The sequence below is a fragment of the Vallitalea sp. genome, from assembly GCF_025211055.1.
In the GTDB taxonomy this organism is placed as follows: Bacteria; Bacillota; Clostridia; order Lachnospirales; family Vallitaleaceae; genus Vallitalea.
Genome location: NZ_JAOARO010000088.1, coordinates 45974 through 67354 on the forward strand (window position 1 = coordinate 45974; position 21381 = coordinate 67354).

Sequence of the window (21381 nt, forward strand, 5' to 3'; positions counted from 1 at the left end):
TTTATGAGGGTAGAGTTTGGAAGAACATGGGTTTTGTTATTATTTCCAATATTGGTGTTTATAATATTTAGAATATCAAAGAACTATTATAGCAATAACTTTAAAAAGTATTTGACAGCGGTAACTAGATGTATAGTAATACTGTTTTTAATATTATCTTTAGCTGATATTTCTATTGTTAATACATCAAAAGAAACATCAACCATTTTCTTATCAGATGTATCAGAAAGTGTGTCAGAGAATAAAGATGAGATTAAAGAATTTATTAGAAATGCTATAAAAGATAAAGGAAAAAATGATAGAGTTGGTTCAGTAATATTTGGAAAAGATGCTTCTTTGGATGTTAGTATCACTAAAGATTTTACATCAGATATATTAGAAACAGATGTTAATAAGTCTTATACTGACATTGAACAGGGTATGCTCAAAAGTATAGCATTAATTCCAAGGGACACAAATAAAAGAATTGTCTTATTAACAGATGGTAAAGAAAACAAAGGAAAAACAGAGAAATTAATTCAATCAATAAAAGATCAAGAAATTGAAATCAAAGTGAAGACCTTAGAATCAAAAGTTGCCAATGAGGTATATATTGATAATTTTTATGTTCCTCAAAAGGTAAATCTAGGAGAACAATTTCAGATTAACATGGATGTATTTTCTACCACCCATACAGATGCTAAGATAACTGTTATAGCTGATGGTGAAAAAATTATTACAGACAATATTAATCTTAGAAAAGGTTCCAATAATTATGTGTTGAAAGATACTGCAAAAAAGATGGGATTTGTAAGTTATGAGTTATTGATTGAACCTGAAGATGATAGATTGACAGTTAATAATACATACTCGGCGTTTACATTTGTTAAAAGCAGTCCAAAAGTACTTATAGTATATGATCAGGAAAAAGATGCTGAACAGATAGAGAAAATAACTAAGAGTATAGGACTAAACTATGATAAGATTAAAAGTGTACAAGTACCTGTTAATTTAGAGAATATGTTAAGATATAAGAGCATAATTCTATGTAATGTATCAGCAGATAATTTGAGTGAAGATTTTTTGAACAATATAGAATACTATGTTAAAGATTTCGGTGGAGGATTAGTTACTATTGGTGGTGAAAATTCTTACGCACTTGGTGGTTACTATAAGACTCCACTTGAAACAGTATTACCTGTTAACATGCATATGCGTGGTATAAAGGATAAACCTAATATGGCAATGATGCTTGTTATTGATAAATCAGGTAGTATGTCCGGTAGAAACCTAAGACTTGCCAAAGAAGCTGCTATGCGAACGGTTGAAGTATTGGAAGACAATGATGAAATTGGAGTAATAGCATTTGATGATAAACCTTATGAGATAGTCCAGTTACAAAAAGCTGAAGATAGAGATACTATCAATGAAAGTATTCTTAACATCAACGAAGGCGGAGGCACATCTATATTACCTGCTTTGAAAGACGCTTATAATAAGCTAAGTGAGAGTAAGGCTGAGATAAAGCATATTGTCTTGCTGACAGATGGACAAGCTGAACAAACAGGATATGAACCATTACTTGCTAATATGAATAACAATAAAATTACATTATCAACAGTAGGGGTTGGTGATGGAGCGGATACTAACCTGTTATCATATTTAGCTGCTTCTGGCAATGGAAGAAATTATTTTACGAAAGATGGAAGGAATATACCTAGAATATTTGCTAAAGAAGCTTTTATGGCAACAAGGACATATCTTAACAATATAACATTTACACCAATAATGAACTCTTATCATAATATCCTAGCAGATATATATGATGAAGGATTACCCAAGTTACAAGGATATATTGGGACTTCACCAAAGGATGCTGCGACAGTATTGCTGTCTAGCCCTGTAAATGATCCAATATTATCAGTTTGGCAATATGGTCTGGGTAGAACTGCTGCTTGGTGTTCTGATTTGTCAGGTGAGTGGAGTGCACTTTATAATACTTGGGATAAAAATAATGTTTTCTGGCAGAATATTATCAATTATACTATTGAAAATTATTCTGATGAACCAATAGAGATCAATAGTACTTATGAAAATGGAGAAGTGAATATTACTCTTAATTCTTCTAACAAAGATTATTTATTAGATTCAACAGTACAAATGAAATCACCATCCAATAAAATAGTTAATGTTAATCTAGAACCAGTTAGAAAGGGAGTATATAAAGGAAAATTTATTCCAGACGAAGTAGGTTCTTACATGATGAAGGGAATTCAAAAAGATGGCGATGAAATTGTAGGTACTGGATTAAGTGGCATCACTATACCTTATTCAGAAGAATATAAATTGATAGATAACGATAGCTTCATGGATTTTGTAGAAAAAATAGGAGGTAAGGTTATTAATGATCCTGATGAAGTATTCAGTGAAATTGATAATAAGGTGAAAACAAGCAAAAATATATCTAACATCTTATTAATAATTGCACTTATACTATGGATTGTTGATATAGCTCTTAGAAGATTTAATATTGCATCTAAAATAAATAAAATAGCTATACCTTTTAAAAGGCTAATGAGACTACTGGATAATAAAAAGGTTAAAGAAAACAAATCCCTTAAAGCTAATATTGAAGATAATAAAAGTAACATTAAAAATGAAGAGAGATCATTGAATGAAAAAGACATGAACAATGAAAAAGATACCAAGAATGATAAACCAAGAAATAACAAAACCAACAAATCTAATAAAGACAAAGACAAGAAACCTAACTTGCTGGATACTTCAGAGTTACTTGGCAATACCAAAAGGAAACGATAGGGGAGAATGATGATGAAGAGGATAATAAGATTAATAGTATGTACGTTCTTGATTTTTATATCTGTAGAAGTTAATATTGAAACATGGGCTGAAGAATATAGAGATATTGAGGTTGATGTAAACTATGGGTATGACAATATTTTTAAGTATAATGAGTACTTGCCTGTATCTGTTCATGTAAAAAATAATATAGATGATTTTGATGGCGATGTAGTATTACGTTATCATGTTAACAATAATAGTGATGGGGAATTAACCCAACGAGTTACCATAGAGAAGAATAATTCGAAAATAATGAAATTCTTGATACCAAGGATTAGTGAAGAATTATCAATCATGAAAATAATATTTCGAAAAGATAACAAAGTCATATATGAGGAAAAGCTAACTATACCCTATACTCAGGGAATCTACAATACCCTAATGTTAGGGATTCTTACAGATGATTTTGATGAACTTAGTTATATTAATTCATCAAATGATTACGTAAAGGTTGAACTTAATGAACAGAATTTTCCAAGTAATACTTTTGCCAGTAAGATTTTGGATATAATAGTTATTAACAATTTTGATTTATCCAAATTAAGTCAAGACCAACTGGATATATTGAAAAAATGGGTAAATGATGGTGGACATCTAGTAATTGGTTCTGGAGTCAATTATTCTAAGACTTTAACACTTTTACAAGATTTCATAGGAATCGATATGATTGATGGCGTCAAAGAAATTGATAGTGATATTCTGTATGATTATGTAGCAGAAGAAGCTAAAACAGATGATCACTCTTTATTAAGTATAGCATTAATTAATAGTGACAAATTGAAAAGTACAATTATAAGCGGGGATAACCATATAGTCTATAATATGAACAAAGGTAAAGGTAGGATTGATTTATTTACATTTGATTTGGGAATGGAACCAATGAAATCTTTTACACATAATAATAAATTTTTTGAGAAGTACTTTAAACAAGAATTTGAAGATATGAAAATTCTATTATCCAATAGCTATTATAATTATAATCGTACAAATAGTTTCTTAAATGTAATACCAGGACTTAAATTTCCTTCATTGTGGTCAATAATAATAATAATTGGTATATACATTATATTGATTGGACCTGTTCTATACTTAGTGCTTAAGCGTAGGAAGAAAAGACATTTAATGTGGATTATGGTACCTGTAATATCTATAGTTTTTGTTGGTATCATGTATATAAGTGGTATGAACACTAGGCTTAAAGAACCAGTGACTCAAGTTGTCAACATATTGAATTTCTCTGAAAAAGGTGGTTCTTATAATAGCTTCGGAACTGTATTGAATACAGATAAATCAAAGCTGGATATAAAATCCAATGATAGTCTATATATGATTCCATTAGAAAGCTATGACTATTATTCATTTAACCAGTCAAAAAATATGGGTATAAAAAATTATGAAGATTTTCCTGTAAGTTTCAACTGGAAATCTGGTCTCGAACCATCAATAGAATATTATAATTCTGATGTGTTCAGTAATAATAACTTTGAATTAGAGACTTCAAAGAATATTCCAGTGGAGAATAAGATTCAATTGGACTTATTATCTGAAGGAACTAAAATAATAGGTTCTATAACTAACAATTACGATTTTGGATTAAAAAATTGTGTAATATATTTTAAAAACAAAGTATATTTGATAGATGATCTGGGAACTAATGAAACAAAAAATATAGAAGACATGAAGACTAGGAATTATGACTATTTTAGAGAATATTATTGGGATGTTATTGATAGTATTGATAGCTCCTCCAATTTCAAAGAAAAAAATGATAGATATCAAGATTGCAGGATGACTGATTTTAATATGTATACTTATGAAGCGATAAATACTGAAGAAGCTATTTTTGTTGGATGGACAGATAAGAACTTCACTAATGGATTTCAAGTCAACGGTAAAAAAACTAAGAACTTTGAAAAGTCTATGATAAGTGTTATTGATACAGTTAACTATGTTAAAGGTTCTAATATCATTCTTGAATTTGGTTCAGTCAGACCTGATATAAATAATTCTATCCGTAATAATTTCATATACAGTCGTGATAAAGAGTTCAGTTATTATTATAAATTACCAACTGAAACAATAGATATTAATAAGATAAAAATCAGAAGAATAGCAAATATGAAAAATAAATATACTGAAGCAAAATATTATGTTGTTGGTACAGATAATGTAACATATCAAGAGTTTGATGATTCTATTACTATAGAGGCTGAAGAGTTGGATAAATATGTTAACACTAATGGAGAATTATTAATGGCAGTCGTTCTATCTGAAGATGAAGGAGAAGTTGATATTCCTGAAATATATATAGAAGGGATTGGGAAATAATGTTAGAGATTAGAGGACTAAAGAAAAACTATAAAAAATTTACTGCTTTAAAAGGTATAGATTTAAAAGTGGAAAAAGGAGAGATATTTGGATTTATAGGTCCAAATGGTGCTGGTAAGACAACGACAATGAAAATTGCATGTGGACTTTTGAGTCCTACTTCTGGTGAAGTGTATGTCAATGGTATCAATGCTTTACAGAATATAAGGAGAGCTAAACAGTATATTGGTTACATGCCGGATTTCTTTGGAGTCTATGATAATCTTAAGGTTACTGAGTATTTAGAATTCTATTCTTCAATTTATGGTATAAAAGGTAACGAGAGAAACAAAATGATTGAAGACCTACTAGAACTTGTTAGTCTAACTAATAAAGCCGATTTTTTTGTTGATAGCTTGTCAAGAGGTATGAAGCAAAAACTTTGTTTGGCAAGATGTCTGGTTCATAATCCTGAACTATTAGTTTTAGATGAACCTGCTTCTGGTATGGACCCTAGAGCTAGAGCAGATCTGAAAAGAATATTATGTACACTTATAGATATGGGAAAAACAGTTATCATCAGTTCACATATTTTATCTGAATTATCAGAAGTATGTACTTCCATAGGTATTATTAATAATGGAGAAATTGTTATTAGTGGAAATGTTGAAGAAGTAACAAACAAAGTATACAATAACAAGGTATTAGAGATTGAAGTCAGTGATTCTCCAGATAAAGCTGAGACAGTATTGAAGGAGATTGATTTTGTTCAAGATATCAATCCTATCGGAAACAAATTAGAAGTTTCCATTAATGGAGATAATGAGCAAATTAAGAAATTACTTAAGCTACTAGTTATAAGAGATGTTCCAATAATTACACTTAACAAGAAAACGCAAAATCTTGAAGACATATTCTTGAAAGTAACTAAAGAAGCTTAAATATTAATAATATCTATTTGGAAGGAATGAAATTATGAAATCAATTATACTAAAAGAAGCTAAGATAAAAATGAGAAGTTGGAAAAGTGTTGGTATGATAGTATCTTATGTTGCATTATTAGCATTTGGTGTTATTGTAATGTTAAGTAGTACTTTATACAGCGTATATAATAATAATCTAAGTGAAAATTATAGAAATATATATATGACAATTACTATTATACAGGTTTTAATGATATCATTTATAGTACCAATCATTGCTTCAGGTTCAATATCTCAGGAAAGGGAAAAACAAACTTTGGATATACTTCTTAGTACTAATATGAGACCTATATCCATAATAATGGGAAAATTAATGACAACAGTAAGTGTTGTACTATTGTTAATAGTCACATCTTTACCTATTTTTTCGTTCATATTCTTGTTTGGAGGACTAAATATAACATCAATCTTGAGTATGGTAGCATTTTTTATAATCATCTCATTCTTTTTTGGTTCTCTAGGAGTGTTTTTTTCAACACTATTCAAGAAGACATTAACATCAATAGTACTAACATTCTTAGTTATGATGTTTTTGACTATAGGAACAATCCTGATACCTGTAATCTATACATATATGACAAGGGATTATTCTTATTTTGAGAATAATACTTTTTTCCTTTATTATATTAACCCAGGTATAACATTCTGGGCAGTATTATTACAGCAATTTGGTGGGATAGACAGGCTCACTGGTTACTTGAATGGAGTAACATTAAATGACAATATTACAATTATAAGTTGTTGTTTATATGTACTATTATCTGTAGGATTAAATTTCGCTTCAGCATATATCCTTAATCCTATAAAAAAGAAAAAAGGTATAGAAGAGGTCAGCTATGATTGATATTAATGAAAATATAATTAGTATTATCAAGAAAGTCAGAAGAAAAATTATATTTAAGATGTTAATAGAAAATGTTCTATTGAGCTTTACTGGTGGAGTTATTGCATGTATTGTACTTGCAATAATAGCTCATTTTACACCAATAACGTTTATATATATAAAATCAGCTTATATATTGATTTTTAGTATATTAATAGGAATGGTATACTCCATATTCAATATACCAGATAATAATTACACAGCAAAAATTATAGATGAAAAAGGTTTGAAAGAAAGGACAATAACTGCTCTTGAATTAATGGAAAGTAACAATCCATATGCAAAAATTGAGATAGAAGATGCTTATTCACATTTAAGGAAAATAAACTATAAAAAAATAATTTCCTTAAAACCTCCGACCAAAAAATTTGTGATGAGTGTGTCAATGGTTACTATTTTAATTATAATATTGGCAATTCCTAATAGGCATAGAAATATTGTGGAACAAAAAGAACGAATGCATATTGTTAAAGAAGAAGAGAAAGATGAAATAGAGAAAATCAAGAAAGAAATAAAGAAAGATGTCTTCTTAACTGAGAAGGATAAAAAAGAACTTGAAAAAGAAATAGCAAAGCTCAATAAAGAGATATCAAATATTAATGATGAAAAAGAGTATAAGAAACAAGCTGAATCAAATAAAAAAATCATAGAGCACAAAAAAAATAAAGCCAAGGAAGAGAATTTTGAAAAATTAGCTAAGAAGATGTTGGGGAATAATAATTTACAGGAATTAGGAAAGGCTCTCAGTGATAAAGAATTTGATAAAGCCAAAGAAGAAATAGATAAATTGATTGAAGAAGCGAAAAAAATGAGTGATAAAGAATATAATGATATGCTGGCTAGTTTATCAGATAAGTTGGCAGGACTTGACATCAATCAATTACAAGAGGCTCTAGGTGATCTGGCTAATGAAATGGAAATGACAAACATAACACTGTCAAATAGCCAATATGCTTCCTCTAATAGCAATAATAGTAATTCAGGTAAATCTCAAAATAATAATCAAAGTTCTGGTACAGGGTCTGATAGTGGGCAGAATGGACAAGGTAGTGGACAGGGTAACTCACAAGGCAACGGACAGGGTAGCGGACAAGGTAACGGAAATGGTAATGGAAAAGGACAGGGAAGAGGTAAAGGAAGTGCCAATTCCGAAACAGATAATGAATCTATAGGTGCTTCTACAGAGGATAAGAATATTAATGGTAAACGTGGAAATAAAGATGATTCCCAGATTCAGATGACAAAAGAAGGAATATCCATAGGTGGAGAGAAAGTACCATATGTTCAGGTAATTGGTGAATATGAGAGTAAAGCCTATGAATCAATGAATACATCAGATATTCCTAAAGGAATGCAAGAAGTAGTAAAAGAATATTTTTCAGGACTTAATTGAGTTATATAAAATAATTGACATTGTAGTTTGTTAATTATCTAATATCAGTAGGTTATTAACCCATTCAGTAAAGGCTATGGATATTAGTATAAAGTTTTGTGAGCTTAGATTAGAAACTTAATGTTTATATGAGCATATATGTTGTACTATTTCAGATAAAAAAACAATTGACGGATATAGAGCCAAGAAGAAGTGGTTATAACCCAAAAATTAACAGCTGAAAAAATTTCATCTATCTAATGGTCGATTATGTGAATGGTTGGGCAGATGTTAGAAAATATTTTAGGTTGATAAATGAATATAACAAGGATTATAAAATACTATTTGAACATAGATCAGACAAAATAAGTTATGAACAATTAGAAAGCTGTTATAGATGGGTTGAGCAATTGACGAATCAATATTAAAATTAATTGATTTTAATAATATTTGTTTAATTTCCTTATTATTGGTAAAATATAATAGAAGATTTTTTAGACACAACTAATTGAATTATTATAATTTAAATGACATAATTGACTTGGAATATTTAACTACATAGTATAAATTTATAGGGAGTAGTTATCATGCTACATTTTTCTAAGTGCAAAAATCTAATATTAATTATTATTTTTATTTTATTGGACCAGATTATCAAGATATTAATAAACACTTATTGGATTGATAATTATTATGATATAAGTAATAAAATAGCTATTAAACCAATGTTAAATAAAGATTACTCATATGTGAATAGCACTTTTGGTTTTGATATGAGTTTACAAACTCATATCATATTAATAAGTCTAGTTCTATTGGTTTTAATCATAATCTACAAATATATATTGGCTAATAACACCAACCTAAGATTATTGGTACTAGGATTGAATCTATTAATTGCAGGATGTATTTGTTCCTTATCTGATAAATTTTTATGGGCTGGAAGTTTGGATTATATCTGTGTTAAAGGTTTACTGGTATTGGATTTGAAAGATATATATTTGATTATTGCTGAAATTATACTTATTATTTGGATAATTATTAAGCGTGACTTGGTATTTAGATTAAATATAAGAGATATAATTAGATTTGTTGGAGATGAATGGGCAAATTATAGGATGAAAAACGTTATTAAACATAGAAAAGTCAAATCAAATGGCAAATGATTTAATATAAAAGGAAAGGAAGCGTACTAGAATGAGGTTATCAGAATTACCCAATATAGGAAAAACACTTGAAAAAGAATTAACTGATATTGGTATACAAACTGCTGAAGAATTAAAAGGTAAATATGATCAGTTAAAAAAATAATATCATTTTACAGTTTTTATAAAGGGTAGTATTGACAAAAGTAGGGCATTTAATTATAATTTTAAAAAGAGAAATGTGTACCTCGTAAGAAAACGAGGATTTTTTTTTAATAGCTGAATGGAGGAAAAAGAAACAATGAAAAAGTACGGTTTAAACGAACTTAGGAAAATGTATCTTGAATTTTTTGAAAGCAAGAATCATCTTAAAATGAACAGTTTTCCATTAGTTCCTAAAAACGATAAAAGTTTATTATTAATAAATGCAGGTATGACACCATTAAAACCTTATTTTACTGGTCAGGAAGTACCACCAAGTAAAAGAGTTACTACTTGTCAAAAATGCATTCGTACAGGTGATATAGAGAATGTAGGAAAAACTCAGAGACATGGTACTTTTTTTGAAATGCTTGGTAATTTCTCATTTGGTGATTATTTTAAAGAAGAAGCTATAGAGTGGGCATGGGAATTTGTTACAAAAGTACTTGAATTACCAGAAGACAAATTATATGTATCTATCTATTTGGAAGATGATGAAGCAGAAAAAATATGGCATGAAAAAATTGGTTTACCTAAGGATAGAATAATACGATTAGGAAAAGAAGATAACTTCTGGGAGCATGGTACAGGTCCATGTGGTCCATGTTCAGAGATTCATTATGATCGTGGCGTGGAACATGGCTGTGGTTCACCAGATTGTAAAGTAGGTTGTGACTGTGACAGATTCATGGAATTCTGGAATCTAGTATTTACTCAATTTGAAAAAACTGAAGACGGTCAGTATGTTCCTCTTGATTTCCCTAACATAGATACAGGAATGGGACTTGAAAGACTTGCTCTTCTAATGCAGGAGGTAGATTCAATATTTGATATAGATACAATACAGGCGTTATTACAAAAAGTTTGTGATATGGCTAATGTCAAATATAAAGAAGACCCACAGAATGATATTTCCATAAGGCTTATCACTGACCATATTCGTTCAGTAAGTTTTATGATTTCTGATGGTATATTACCATCTAATGAGGGCAGAGGATATGTTCTTAGAAGATTATTAAGAAGAGCGGCTAGACATGGTAAACTTTTAGGTATAGAAGGCAAATTCTTAGCTAAGCTATGTGAAACAGTTATTGAAGTTTCCAAAGAAGCTTATCCTGAATTAGAAGAAAAGAAAGATTATATTACTAAGATAATAACTGTAGAAGAAGATAGATTCAATGAAACAATAGACCAAGGTCTAGGTATATTAAAAACTTATATTGATGAATTAGAAAAAGAAGGTAATAAGAAGCTATCTGGTGAAAAAACATTCAAATTATATGATACTTACGGTTTTCCTATTGATTTAACAAAAGAGATTCTTGAAGAAAGTAGTCTACTTGTTGATGAAGATGGTTTTAATGAAGAGATGGATAAACAAAAAACAAGAGCACGTGAAGCAAGAGCTGAAAGTAATTATATGGGTGCAGAAGAAACTGTATATAATAAATTAGATGCTTCATTGGAATCAAAATTTGTTGGATATGACAATATTAAATATAGTTCTATGGTAAAAGTCTTAACTGATGAAAAAGAAATTATCAATGTATTAAAGGAAGGTACAAAAGGAACTATATTCGTTGAAGAGACACCATTTTATGCTACTAGTGGTGGACAAATGGCTGATATAGGGTACATCACAACTGAAACAGGTAAATTTGAAGTTGAAGATGTAGTTAAGTTAATGGGAAATAAAATAGGTCATGTAGGAGTAGTTGTAGAAGGAACAATTGAGGTTAATCAAGAAGCAAAGTTGATTGTTGATGAAATTAATCGTAGAGCTACAGCTAAAAATCATAGTGCTACTCACTTATTGCAAAAAGCGTTAAGAAATGTATTAGGAAATCATGTTGAACAGGCTGGTTCTCATGTAACTCATGATAAGTTGCGTTTTGACTTTACTCATTTTCAACCATTGACAGATGATGAAATAAGACGTGTAGAAGAAGAAGTCAACTTAAAGATCATGGAAGGACTTAATATAGTTACGAAAGAAATGTCTATTGAGGAAGCTAAAAAACTAGGAGCCATGGCATTATTTGGAGAAAAATACGGTTCAACGGTTAGAGTAGTAAACATGGATGACTATAGTGTTGAATTATGTGGTGGTACACATATATCAAATACTTCTGAAGCTGGAACATTCAAGATTGTTTCTGAAACAGGGGTTGCTGCAGGTGTTAGAAGAATAGAAGCCTTAACATCCAATAACGCTATCAACTACTATAAGAATTTGGAATCATTAATAAAAGATTTTTCTAAATTACTGAAAGCTGAACCTTCAATGCTCATTAAGAAAACAGAACAGTTAATGGAAGACAATAAGAAAGTCAAACAAGAAAACGAAAAATTGAAAGCAAAACTTTCAAAAGGTGCTGCTGATGATCTATTGAATAATGTTGTAGATATAGATGGAGTCAAACTGTTAGCTGCAAATATTGAAGACCAAGATATGAATGGATTAAGAAATCTTGGAGACAGCTTGAAGCAAAAACTTGGTGAAGGTGTAATAGTATTAACAACATCCAAGGGAAGTAAAGTTAATTTGGTTGTTATGGCAACTGAAGAAGCTACTAAAAAGGGAGCACATGCAGGTAACTTAATTAGAGAAGTAGCAGGTGTTGTTGGTGGCGGTGGCGGTGGACGTCCAAATATGGCACAAGCAGGTGGTAAAAATCCTGAAAAGATAGAAGAAGCTTTAGAAAAAGCAAAAGATGTATTAAAAACTCAAATAAAATGATATACTTGATAAAGTAGATAGAGCCTAGTATAGATCAAATAAATATACTAGGCTTTACTATAGGTAGTATGTTTACAAGTAGTCATAAATAATTATTAAATCCGCACAAATGAATTATTAATATACATAATGGAATGAAGGGATATTCATGAAGATAAGAAAAATTAGTATGGTTGTAATTATTATAATGTTACTTAGTGGTTGTTCTAGTAATTCATATATTGTAAAATATGATAATGATACGATTGCATCAAGTATTAATGTAGATATAGTAGAAAATATGATAGATAAATCTTTAGTAAATCATAAGATTAGTAACGTCACATTAACAGCTGTTGGCGATATAATGTTTCACAAGTGGCAGTTATACAGAGGTTATGATAAAGAAACGGATAGCTTTGATTTTACTAACTCATTTAGATATGTAGAAGAGTATCTAAAAAATTCTGATTATACAATTGGTAATCTTGAGACTACGTTAGCTGGAAGAAATAAAGGGAGAAATATTAGACCTGAGAATGAATATAAAGGTTATCATGGTTTTCCATGTTTTAATACCCCTGAAATATTAGCATATAACATGAAAAAAGCTGGTTTTGATTTGTTATCTACAGCTAATAATCATTCTTTAGATAGTAAGGCAGAAGGGGTTATATCTACGTTGGATTTTTTAGATAAGCAAGGTCTGGCACATGTAGGAACATATAGGAATGAAGACGAGGCAGATAAAATATTTACTACAGATATAAATGATATGAAGTTTGCGTTTTTAGCGTATACATATGGGACTAATGGATTTGATGTACCAAAGGATAAACCGTATCTGATCAATTCTTTAGGAATGTATGATAGGGACAAAATTGATGACATGATATCAGAGGTCAAGAGAGCTGATGAAACAGGCGTTGATTTTGTTGTGACAATAATTCATTTTGGTAATGAATATTTTGATTATCCTAATTCCTATCAAAAAGACATTGTGGATGAATTATTTGAGGCTGGTACAGATGTTATTATTGGTAGCCATCCTCATGTCTTGCAACCATTGGAGATTAGAGATATAAAGTGTGATGATGGATCTATAAGAAAAGGTGTGGTAATATATTCATTAGGTAATTTTTTATCATCACAGAGATATACAAAACAATATCCATCACAGACAGATGTAAGTGTTATCATGGATATTAATTTTGAAAAGATAGATAATCATAGAGCAGAAATAAAAAGTATTTCCTTTGTTCCAACTTGTACTTTTAGAAACTCAAGAGAATTGGCAGTATTACCAGTAGATGAAATTCTAGACAATATAGATTCATATAATCTGGATATAAACGAGTATGGTATAAATAGACTAAATTATGCAAGAGCTAACACAATTAAACATATATTAACCTATACAGATAAAAATTATATTTATAATAACTATAAGTACACTATTTCTTTACATTAACAGGATTTTGGCAAATAATTATTTATATTATATATATAATAACTATTAAGTTTTCAAAAAACATATTGACGTATTTCTATAATATGATATAATCTAATATAGTGCTAGATAATTAATACCCCAATAGTTGTGAGGTAAGGCACAAATTGCAACTGGAGGGAGGTAGGAGTTGGCTATGTCAAACATTGTTATTAAAGATAATGAAACCCTAGATAGTGCACTCAGAAGATTTAAAAGAAGTTGCGCAAAAGCAGGGATTATGCAGGAAATTCGTAAGAGAGAACATTATGAAAAACCTAGCGTGAAACGCAAAAAAAAATCCGAAGCTGCAAGAAAACGCAAGTTCTAATTAAACCTAAAAATTTGAGGATGATTGTATGTCATTAAAAGTTCAATTGTTGCAGGATATGAAATCTGCAATGAAAGAAAAAGACACTTTACGTAAAAACACTATTCAGCTAGTCCGCTCAGCCATTCTTCAGGAAGAAAAAGACAATCACGTAGAATTATCGGATGATGATATTATTAAAATAATATCAAGTCAGGTAAAGAAGAGAAAGTCAAGCCTTCCTGAATATGAAAAAAGTGGCCGAACTGATTTAGTTGATGACTTAAAAGTAGAAATTAATATTCTGATGTCTTATTTACCCGAACAATTATCTGATGAAGAATTAATTTCTATAGTTGAAAAAACTATCGAAGAAGTTGGTGCTTCCTCAATGAAAGATATGGGTAAAGTAATGTCTGCTATTATACCAAAGGTACAAGGTAAAGCAGATAATAAAAAGGTAAGTGAAATAATTAGAAATATCTTAAAATAAAGCTGTTGATTTATCAACAGCTTTTTTAGTGTATTTTTTTACTAATTAATCTTATTATTTTTTAATTCAACTTATAGAATATTAGATATATAATAAACATATTTATGTATAAAGGAGGGGAATATGAGTTGGAGGATACCCTTCAACAAGGTGAGAGGATGAATGACAATTAATAAAAAGAAAAAAGAGAAAAATAATGATAAAAAATTTCATATAGCAGAAATATTAGAAGTGCCTAGAGATGTAGCACTTGGGGATTCAATTATAACTCTTACTGGAAAACGGGAGATGCTTATTGAAAATTATAAAGGGATAGTGGAATATGACGAACAATTTTTGAAGGTAAAAACCAAAAATGGATTAATAGAATTAGAGGGTAATCATTTCTTAATTACATATCTTACAGATGAAGAAATCAAGATAACTGGTCAAATAAAAAAAATCAAGTATTAAGATTAAGTAAGTAATATAAAATTTAAAAGAGGAAGAAGGGTGACATTTGCTTCTTGAAATATGGAAATATCTAAGAGGCTATGTTATTATAAATGTAAGTGGTTTTTCACCTGAGAGATTTATAAACCTATGTGCTAATAGAGGTATATATATATGGAATGTAAAAAGTGTTAATAATGGGTTTAATCTTTATATTAGTGCAAAAGGTTTCAAATTAATACGTCCGCTAGTTAAGAAAACAGGATGTAAGGTGAGAATAACTAGGAAAATAGGTTTACCTTTTAGATTTCTTATCTTTAGGAAGAGAAAGATATTCCTATTTGGAATGATCATTTGTATGGCAATAGTCTTTTTGTTATCTTTATTTATATGGAAAATTGATATTGAAGGTAATTCTATGTATACAGATGAACATCTTATTAAATTTCTTAATACTCAATCACATTTTGTTGGGATGTGGAAAAAAGATGTTAAGTGTAGTGAATTAGAAAAGAGCTTATTTAAGAATTATGGTAATATTAATTGGGTAACTTGCGAGATGACAGGAACAAAATTACTTATTAAAATTGAAGAAGGTCGAAATAATATTAAAATTGAAGATTTAAGTAAGCCTTGTGATATGCTATCTAATAAAAAGGGTATTATAGTTTCTATTGTAACTAGAACAGGTTCTCCTAAGGTAGTAAAAGGAGATGTTGTTGAAGAAGGGGATGTACTAGTTTCAGGTACATTAGAAATAAAGGAATTAGAAGAAATTAAAGCAATTGAATTTACCCATTCTGATGCGGATATTTATATGAAAACAATTTATCCATATCATGATGAAGTTAATTTGAAGTATGTTAATAAGATATACACTAATAATAAGAAGAAAGATAATGAATTAAAAATATTAAATTTAAAAATAAATATATTAAAACCTAGAATTAAATATAGTAATTATGATAAAATAACCATATGTGATGAAATTTGTTTATTCGACAACTTTTATTTGCCAATAAGTACTCACAAAACGTCTTACAAAGAATACAAACTAATAGAAGAAACTTATACAAATGAACAAGCAACCAATATAATAAATGAAAACATGACAAGGTATTTAAAAGAGCTACAAGATTCTAAGAAGCAAATAGTCAATAATGAAATTGAAATTATTGAATCGGCTGATAAAATAGTTGCAGATGGAATCATAGTAGTAATTGAAAAAATTGGTGAAAAAGAATACTTTGATGAAAATGAGCGGAGGCAAGGATATGAAGAATACTTTGGAGAAGACGATTCAGATACCCCATGAAATAATAGTTAATGTATTTGGACAGTATGATAATAATATTAAGATTATAGAAAAAAAATTAGGTGTTAATATCATAAATAGAGATAATGACGTTAAGATAATCGGAGAACACAAGTCTGTTAATATAGCAAATAGAGTAATCAAGCAATTAATTGATACTGCTAATAAGCAGATAGAAATAACAGAGCAAAATGTTGAGTATACATTGGCGTTATGTGAAAAACAAAAAGAAGAAGAAATGAGCAAATTAAATGATGATCTAGTATGTGTAACTCCAGGAGGTAAACACATAAGACCTAAGACATTAGGTCAAAAAAAATATATCGATCTCATAAGAAAAAAAATGATTGTATTTGGGATAGGCCCAGCTGGTACAGGTAAAACTTACTTAGCAATGGCTAATGCTATAACTGCATTTAAGAATAACGAAGTTAATAGAATTATTCTCACTAGACCAGCTATAGAAGCTGGGGAAAAACTGGGATTCTTACCTGGTGACTTGCAAAGTAAGATAGATCCTTATTTAAGACCTTTATATGATGCTCTATATGAAATTATGGGAGCTGATACATTCTTAAAAAACATGGAAAAAGGTTTGATAGAAGTAGCTCCCTTAGCTTACATGAGAGGAAGAACACTTGATAACAGTTTTATAGTATTAGATGAAGCTCAGAATACAACACCTGCTCAGATGAAAATGTTTTTAACAAGAATAGGATTCAATTCAAAAGCAGTCATTACAGGTGATGTTACACAAAAGGATTTGCCAGGTGGTCAAAAATCAGGATTAGAAGTAGCATCTAGAATCCTTAAGAATATTAATGATATAGGAATAGCTAATTTGACTAGTAAAGATGTTGTGAGACATCCATTAGTTCAAAAAATAATAAATGCTTATGAAAATTATGAGAACAAAAATATTAAACGATAAGATGGGGGAGAGATATGAAAACCAAAGAGAATCATAGGTCAAAGATAAGTTTGTTGATCACTTTTCTAGCAATATTCACAGTATTAGCTACAATAGTATCAACTGTTATAGCACTAGGTAGTAGGGATTTCTTTATTAAATTAAGTGTAGGCTGTTTTGTAATTCTATTATTTGTAATGTTATATGTATATATATACTTTTTTAATAATGATTTGTTTAAACATAAGAATAGAATATTACTTTATACTTGTATTTATATAATATTGATGATTGTTGTAGTTTCTATGAATAGACTACCCTATCTTCTTATACCAATTCCAATAGCTGGTATGCTAATAGCTATTATGATTGATAATAGATTAGGAATTATGACAAATATTTTATTGACGATAGTAGGTTTATTAGTAAGTGGTAACGGTATAGAGTTTTTTCTATTCTATACAATTTCTGGTACACTGTCTTGCCTAGTGATAACCCAAGCTAAGAAGAGAAATAAGATTGTTTTCGTATCAGGGTATTTATGTATTGTTAATATAATCTTGGTAGTCCTTATAAACCTCTATAAGAATGGTAGTTTTTCTAATTTTAATGTTACTGACTTATTTTACGGAGTTCTTAATTCCATATTTTCAGTAATAATAACTATAGGTAGTTTACCTTTATGGGAGACATTATTTGATGTTTCTACTCCATTAAAATTACTAGAATTAACTAATTCAGATCAAAAACTAATACAAAGATTATTGTTAGAAGCTCCAGGTACATATCATCATAGTCAAATGGTATCTAATTTAGCTGAAACAGCAGCTAATGATATTGGTGCAGATGCATTATTAGCTAGAACAGGAGCTCTATATCATGATATAGGTAAATTAAAAAATCCTATGTATTTTACTGAGAATCAGGATGGTGTTAATCCTCATGATGAATTAGACCCTGCTGCAAGTGCTAAGATAATAATTGAACATGTAGAATATGGAGTTAAACTTGCAATAGAAAATCACCTGCCAAAAGTAGTTAGAAGTATTATTAAACAGCATCAAGGCGATACCTTAGTTAAATACTTTTATTTTAAAGCAAAAGATAATAGTGATGGTTTTGATGTAGATGAAAATGATTTTAAGTATTCTGGACCAAAACCACAGTCAAATGAAGCAGCTATAATTATGTTAGCTGATTGTACGGAAGCTTATATAAGATCTTTACCAGAAAACGAAAGAAATTTATCTAATATTGAAAAATGTATAGAAGAAATTATAAATAATAAATTTGCTGAAGGGCAATTGAATGATTGTAATCTAAAAATAAAAGAACTACCTATTATTGGCAATTCTTTCATGAAGGTGTATAATGGATTATACCATGAAAGGGTAAAATATCCAGATAACAAAGTAGGAGGAAATGAAGTTGTCGATAATAATAAATAATGATACCGAACAAAACTTTAGTAAAGAATATGTAGATATAATAAATAAGGTGATTGCTGTCTCATTGGATCAAGAAAAATGCCCATATGAAATAGAAGTAAGCGTAACAATAACTAATAACGAACAAATAAGAAAAATCAATAAAAAACATAGAGATATGGACAAGCCAACTGATGTATTATCATTTCCATTAATAGATTTTACAAAGCCAAGTGAATTTGATGATATTGATGAAGATAATGACGAATGGTTTAATCTTGATACAGGAGAACTTATGTTAGGTGATATAATAATATCACTTGAGAGAGCTTACGAACAAGCTAAGGAATATGGACATTCAATCGAAAGAGAAATTGGGTTTTTAACTGCGCACAGCATGTTACATTTAATGGGGTATGACCATATAATAAATGAGGAAGAACAAGTTATGAAACAACAACAACAACAAATCTTAAACGAAGTAGGTCTTAAACGATGAAAAATAGACATTTAACTGATAGTTTTAAATGTGCATTTAGAGGTATATTTCAGGCATTTAAAACTGAGCGAAATTTTAAACTTCATGTTTTAGCAACGATTATTGTATTGTTACTAGCTTGGTATTTTAATTTTACCAAGTGGGAATATATAATACTTGTTATAACCATATTTATTGTTATGATAACTGAATTATTGAATACTGCTGTGGAGTATACAGTAGATTTAGTATGTGGCAACAAATATAATCAATTAGGTAAATATGCAAAAGATATCGCCGCCGGTGCAACTTTATTAGCTGCTTTTGGTGCAGTGATTATTGGATGTATATTGTTTATACCTAAAATATGATATATTATTATAAATACAAGTTTGAATTTAATTTTACTAAAGAAGGGTATGAAATAAAATGAATAAAGTACTAAATAAAGTAAATATAAAAGTAATTATGTTAGTAATAATTCTAACAATGTTCATAGTAACAGGCTGCAAGAAGAAAGTATCTGATACTAGTATAAATGAAGATAACCAGGCTGTAACCAATATAACAGATAGTGAAGAACTAGAAAACAATGATTCAACAGAGGTTGAAGATAATAAGGAAATACAAGAAGTGGAAGAAGTAGTGAATGACCATGAAGGTGAGGTAATTAATACTTTAACCGGGTTATGGATAAGTGAGGAAGCGGCTAACAGAAGACCCATTGGGATAATGATAAACAACTTAAAAGCTGCAATGCCTCAAAGTGGTATTGAACAGGCTGACATAGTATATGAAACAATTGTTGAAGGTGGTATTACAAGATTATATGCTATTTTTAGAGATTTTGATGCAAAAAAAATTGGTCCAGTCAGAAGTGCTAGGCATTACTATTTGGATTTTGCTTTTGACCATGATGCCATTTATGTTCATTACGGCAAAAGTACTTATGCAAAAGCGAAGTTCAGAGAATGGAATTCACCTCATATGGATGGATTATCAGGTTTAGATGCAGTGATGTGTTATCAAGACTCTACAAGAGTTAGACCACATAGTACATATACAAGTTATGATAAGTTATTGAAAGCATGGAAACAAGTAGGTTATAGAGAAACAAATAAAGAAGACTTTGAAGCCAAATTCAAGTTTTCAGAAGAAGAAATCAATCTAACTTCTGATATGGAAGCTACTTATATAGATCTACCATATTCTCATTATGAGCAAAAGCCATGGTTTGAATATAATGAAGAAGATAAGTTATATTACAGATTTCAATTTGGTGATAAGCATATAGATAGAGAAACTGAGGAACAATTAAAATATAATAATATCATAATACAATTTGCTAATATATGGGCAATAAAAGGTGATAAATATGGCTGCATGGATATGACGCTAGTGACTTCAGGTGATGGTTATTATATCACTAATGGAAAAGCTCAGAAAATAACTTGGAAAAAACCATCTCACTATAAACCAACATTATATTATAATGAGAATGGTGAAGAAATAGAATTAAACAAAGGTAAGACTTGGGTATCAGTATTTCCTAAGAATAGAAAAAGTAAAATTACTTTTACTAAATAAAGTTAAAGTTAATGTATGAAAGGATATGATATTGTATGAATTATAGCGAAATAGTTAATGAAGCTATGAAAGCTAAAGAAATGGCATATGTTCCATACTCAAAATTCAAAGTAGGAGCTGCTGTTATTACAAAAGGTGGTAAAATCTATACTGGATGTAATATAGAAAATGCTTCATTTGGTGCAACAAATTGTGCTGAAAGGACGGCGCTATTTAAGGCAGTATCAGAAGGAGAAAGAGAATTTGATGCTATTGCAGTAGTTAGTTCAAGTGGAGATTTCACACCTCCATGCGGTATCTGTAGACAGGTACTAGCTGAATTAATGCCAGAAGGTAAAATCATCTTAGCCAACAATAATGGATAGACTAGAGAATATATGGTTGAAGATTTATTACCTGTAAGATTTGAATTATAACTATAATTTTTGATCATTATTAATAAGATTGATATAAAAGCTATAGTATTAGTCAACAATATAAGCTGATACT

Annotated in this window: 20 protein-coding genes; all 20 read left to right on the plus strand. The window is 29.4% G+C overall.

Going from position 1 to position 21381, the window contains the following annotated elements:
* The first annotated feature begins 3 nt into the window (after positions 1 to 3).
* Complete coding sequence (locus N4A55_RS13575) at positions 4 to 2799, plus strand: VWA domain-containing protein (RefSeq protein ID WP_293757310.1); 2796 nt, start codon at positions 4 to 6, stop codon at positions 2797 to 2799.
* Positions 2800 to 2811: 12 nt separating this feature from the next.
* Positions 2812 to 5169, plus strand: coding sequence for a hypothetical protein (locus N4A55_RS13580; protein ID WP_293757312.1), 2358 nt, complete (start codon positions 2812 to 2814; stop codon positions 5167 to 5169).
* Entirely contained in the window at positions 5169 to 6089 is a 921-nt protein-coding gene (locus N4A55_RS13585; RefSeq protein ID WP_293757314.1) for an ABC transporter ATP-binding protein, read from the plus strand. Before N4A55_RS13580 ends, N4A55_RS13585 begins: the two co-directional genes overlap by 1 nt.
* 34 nt (positions 6090 to 6123) lie before the next feature.
* Positions 6124 to 6975, plus strand: coding sequence for an ABC transporter permease (locus N4A55_RS13590; RefSeq protein WP_273326423.1), 852 nt, complete (start codon positions 6124 to 6126; stop codon positions 6973 to 6975).
* On the plus strand, positions 6968 to 8407 hold the full coding sequence (locus N4A55_RS13595; protein WP_293757317.1) for a hypothetical protein: 1440 nt from the start codon (positions 6968 to 6970) through the stop codon (positions 8405 to 8407). Before N4A55_RS13590 ends, N4A55_RS13595 begins: the two co-directional genes overlap by 8 nt.
* Positions 8408 to 8658: 251 nt before the next feature.
* On the plus strand, positions 8659 to 8814 hold the full coding sequence (locus N4A55_RS13600) for a hypothetical protein (RefSeq protein ID WP_293757319.1): 156 nt from the start codon (positions 8659 to 8661) through the stop codon (positions 8812 to 8814).
* 159 nt (positions 8815 to 8973) lie between these two features.
* Positions 8974 to 9552: a signal peptidase II gene (locus N4A55_RS13605; RefSeq protein WP_293757321.1), complete on the plus strand. Its 579-nt coding sequence runs from the start codon at positions 8974 to 8976 to the stop codon at positions 9550 to 9552.
* Positions 9553 to 9583: 31 nt separating this feature from the next.
* A complete protein-coding gene (locus N4A55_RS13610; protein ID WP_293757323.1) occupies positions 9584 to 9697 on the plus strand; it encodes a TfoX/Sxy family DNA transformation protein in 114 nt (37 codons plus the stop codon).
* 135 nt (positions 9698 to 9832) lie between these two features.
* The gene (gene alaS, locus N4A55_RS13615; RefSeq protein WP_293757325.1) at positions 9833 to 12472 is read left to right on the plus strand and encodes an alanine--tRNA ligase; all 2640 of its coding nucleotides are present in this window, start codon (positions 9833 to 9835) and stop codon (positions 12470 to 12472) included.
* Positions 12473 to 12620: 148 nt separating this feature from the next.
* The gene (locus N4A55_RS13620) at positions 12621 to 13922 is read left to right on the plus strand and encodes a CapA family protein (RefSeq protein WP_293757327.1); all 1302 of its coding nucleotides are present in this window, start codon (positions 12621 to 12623) and stop codon (positions 13920 to 13922) included.
* Positions 13923 to 14097: 175 nt separating this feature from the next.
* Positions 14098 to 14271 carry a 30S ribosomal protein S21 gene (rpsU, locus tag N4A55_RS13625; protein ID WP_212694222.1) on the plus strand — a complete coding sequence of 58 codons (174 nt, stop codon included), beginning with the start codon at positions 14098 to 14100 and terminating at the stop codon, positions 14269 to 14271.
* 28 nt (positions 14272 to 14299) lie between these two features.
* A complete protein-coding gene (locus N4A55_RS13630) occupies positions 14300 to 14743 on the plus strand; it encodes a GatB/YqeY domain-containing protein (RefSeq protein WP_293757329.1) in 444 nt (147 codons plus the stop codon).
* 162 nt (positions 14744 to 14905) lie between these two features.
* The gene (locus tag N4A55_RS13635) at positions 14906 to 15196 is read left to right on the plus strand and encodes a YabP/YqfC family sporulation protein (RefSeq protein WP_293757331.1); all 291 of its coding nucleotides are present in this window, start codon (positions 14906 to 14908) and stop codon (positions 15194 to 15196) included.
* Positions 15197 to 15242: 46 nt separating this feature from the next.
* Entirely contained in the window at positions 15243 to 16490 is a 1248-nt protein-coding gene (gene yqfD, locus N4A55_RS13640) for a sporulation protein YqfD (RefSeq protein ID WP_293757333.1), read from the plus strand.
* Positions 16450 to 17421: a PhoH family protein gene (locus N4A55_RS13645; protein ID WP_293757335.1), complete on the plus strand. Its 972-nt coding sequence runs from the start codon at positions 16450 to 16452 to the stop codon at positions 17419 to 17421. The genes yqfD and N4A55_RS13645 overlap by 41 nt, the downstream gene beginning before the upstream one ends.
* 14 nt (positions 17422 to 17435) lie before the next feature.
* Positions 17436 to 18848, plus strand: a complete 1413-nt coding sequence (locus N4A55_RS13650) for an HD family phosphohydrolase (RefSeq protein WP_293757337.1) — start codon at positions 17436 to 17438, stop codon at positions 18846 to 18848.
* Entirely contained in the window at positions 18823 to 19326 is a 504-nt protein-coding gene (gene ybeY, locus N4A55_RS13655) for an rRNA maturation RNase YbeY (protein ID WP_443083837.1), read from the plus strand. Before N4A55_RS13650 ends, ybeY begins: the two co-directional genes overlap by 26 nt.
* Positions 19323 to 19676: a diacylglycerol kinase gene (locus N4A55_RS13660; RefSeq protein WP_293757341.1), complete on the plus strand. Its 354-nt coding sequence runs from the start codon at positions 19323 to 19325 to the stop codon at positions 19674 to 19676. Before ybeY ends, N4A55_RS13660 begins: the two co-directional genes overlap by 4 nt.
* Positions 19677 to 19734: 58 nt before the next feature.
* Positions 19735 to 20892 (plus strand): DUF3048 domain-containing protein, encoded by a 1158-nt coding sequence (locus N4A55_RS13665; protein WP_293757343.1) that lies wholly within the window; start codon positions 19735 to 19737, stop codon positions 20890 to 20892.
* Between the two features lie 35 nt (positions 20893 to 20927).
* Positions 20928 to 21257, plus strand: a complete 330-nt coding sequence (locus tag N4A55_RS13670; RefSeq protein WP_293757345.1) for a cytidine deaminase — start codon at positions 20928 to 20930, stop codon at positions 21255 to 21257.
* Positions 21258 to 21381 lie beyond the last annotated feature (124 nt).

What these genes read in the sequence shown, in the direction of transcription:
- N4A55_RS13665 (WP_293757343.1), top strand. Translation starts at nt 19,735, where the DNA reads ATGAATAAAGTACTAAATAAAGTAAATATAAAAGTAATTATGTTAGTA.
- N4A55_RS13580 (WP_293757312.1), top strand. Translation starts at nt 2,812, where the DNA reads ATGAAGAGGATAATAAGATTAATAGTATGTACGTTCTTGATTTTTATA.
- N4A55_RS13670 (WP_293757345.1), top strand. Translation starts at nt 20,928, where the DNA reads ATGAATTATAGCGAAATAGTTAATGAAGCTATGAAAGCTAAAGAAATG.
- N4A55_RS13650 (WP_293757337.1), top strand. Translation starts at nt 17,436, where the DNA reads ATGAAAACCAAAGAGAATCATAGGTCAAAGATAAGTTTGTTGATCACT.
- N4A55_RS13645 (WP_293757335.1), top strand. Translation starts at nt 16,450, where the DNA reads ATGAAGAATACTTTGGAGAAGACGATTCAGATACCCCATGAAATAATA.
- N4A55_RS13620 (WP_293757327.1), top strand. Translation starts at nt 12,621, where the DNA reads ATGAAGATAAGAAAAATTAGTATGGTTGTAATTATTATAATGTTACTT.
- N4A55_RS13585 (WP_293757314.1), top strand. Translation starts at nt 5,169, where the DNA reads ATGTTAGAGATTAGAGGACTAAAGAAAAACTATAAAAAATTTACTGCT.
- N4A55_RS13595 (WP_293757317.1), top strand. Translation starts at nt 6,968, where the DNA reads ATGATTGATATTAATGAAAATATAATTAGTATTATCAAGAAAGTCAGA.
- alaS (WP_293757325.1), top strand. Translation starts at nt 9,833, where the DNA reads ATGAAAAAGTACGGTTTAAACGAACTTAGGAAAATGTATCTTGAATTT.
- N4A55_RS13630 (WP_293757329.1), top strand. Translation starts at nt 14,300, where the DNA reads ATGTCATTAAAAGTTCAATTGTTGCAGGATATGAAATCTGCAATGAAA.
- N4A55_RS13610 (WP_293757323.1), top strand. Translation starts at nt 9,584, where the DNA reads ATGAGGTTATCAGAATTACCCAATATAGGAAAAACACTTGAAAAAGAA.
- rpsU (WP_212694222.1), top strand. Translation starts at nt 14,098, where the DNA reads ATGTCAAACATTGTTATTAAAGATAATGAAACCCTAGATAGTGCACTC.
- N4A55_RS13590 (WP_273326423.1), top strand. Translation starts at nt 6,124, where the DNA reads ATGAAATCAATTATACTAAAAGAAGCTAAGATAAAAATGAGAAGTTGG.
- N4A55_RS13575 (WP_293757310.1), top strand. Translation starts at nt 4, where the DNA reads ATGAGGGTAGAGTTTGGAAGAACATGGGTTTTGTTATTATTTCCAATA.
- N4A55_RS13660 (WP_293757341.1), top strand. Translation starts at nt 19,323, where the DNA reads ATGAAAAATAGACATTTAACTGATAGTTTTAAATGTGCATTTAGAGGT.
- N4A55_RS13635 (WP_293757331.1), top strand. Translation starts at nt 14,906, where the DNA reads ATGACAATTAATAAAAAGAAAAAAGAGAAAAATAATGATAAAAAATTT.
- ybeY (WP_443083837.1), top strand. Translation starts at nt 18,823, where the DNA reads ATGAAGTTGTCGATAATAATAAATAATGATACCGAACAAAACTTTAGT.
- N4A55_RS13605 (WP_293757321.1), top strand. Translation starts at nt 8,974, where the DNA reads ATGCTACATTTTTCTAAGTGCAAAAATCTAATATTAATTATTATTTTT.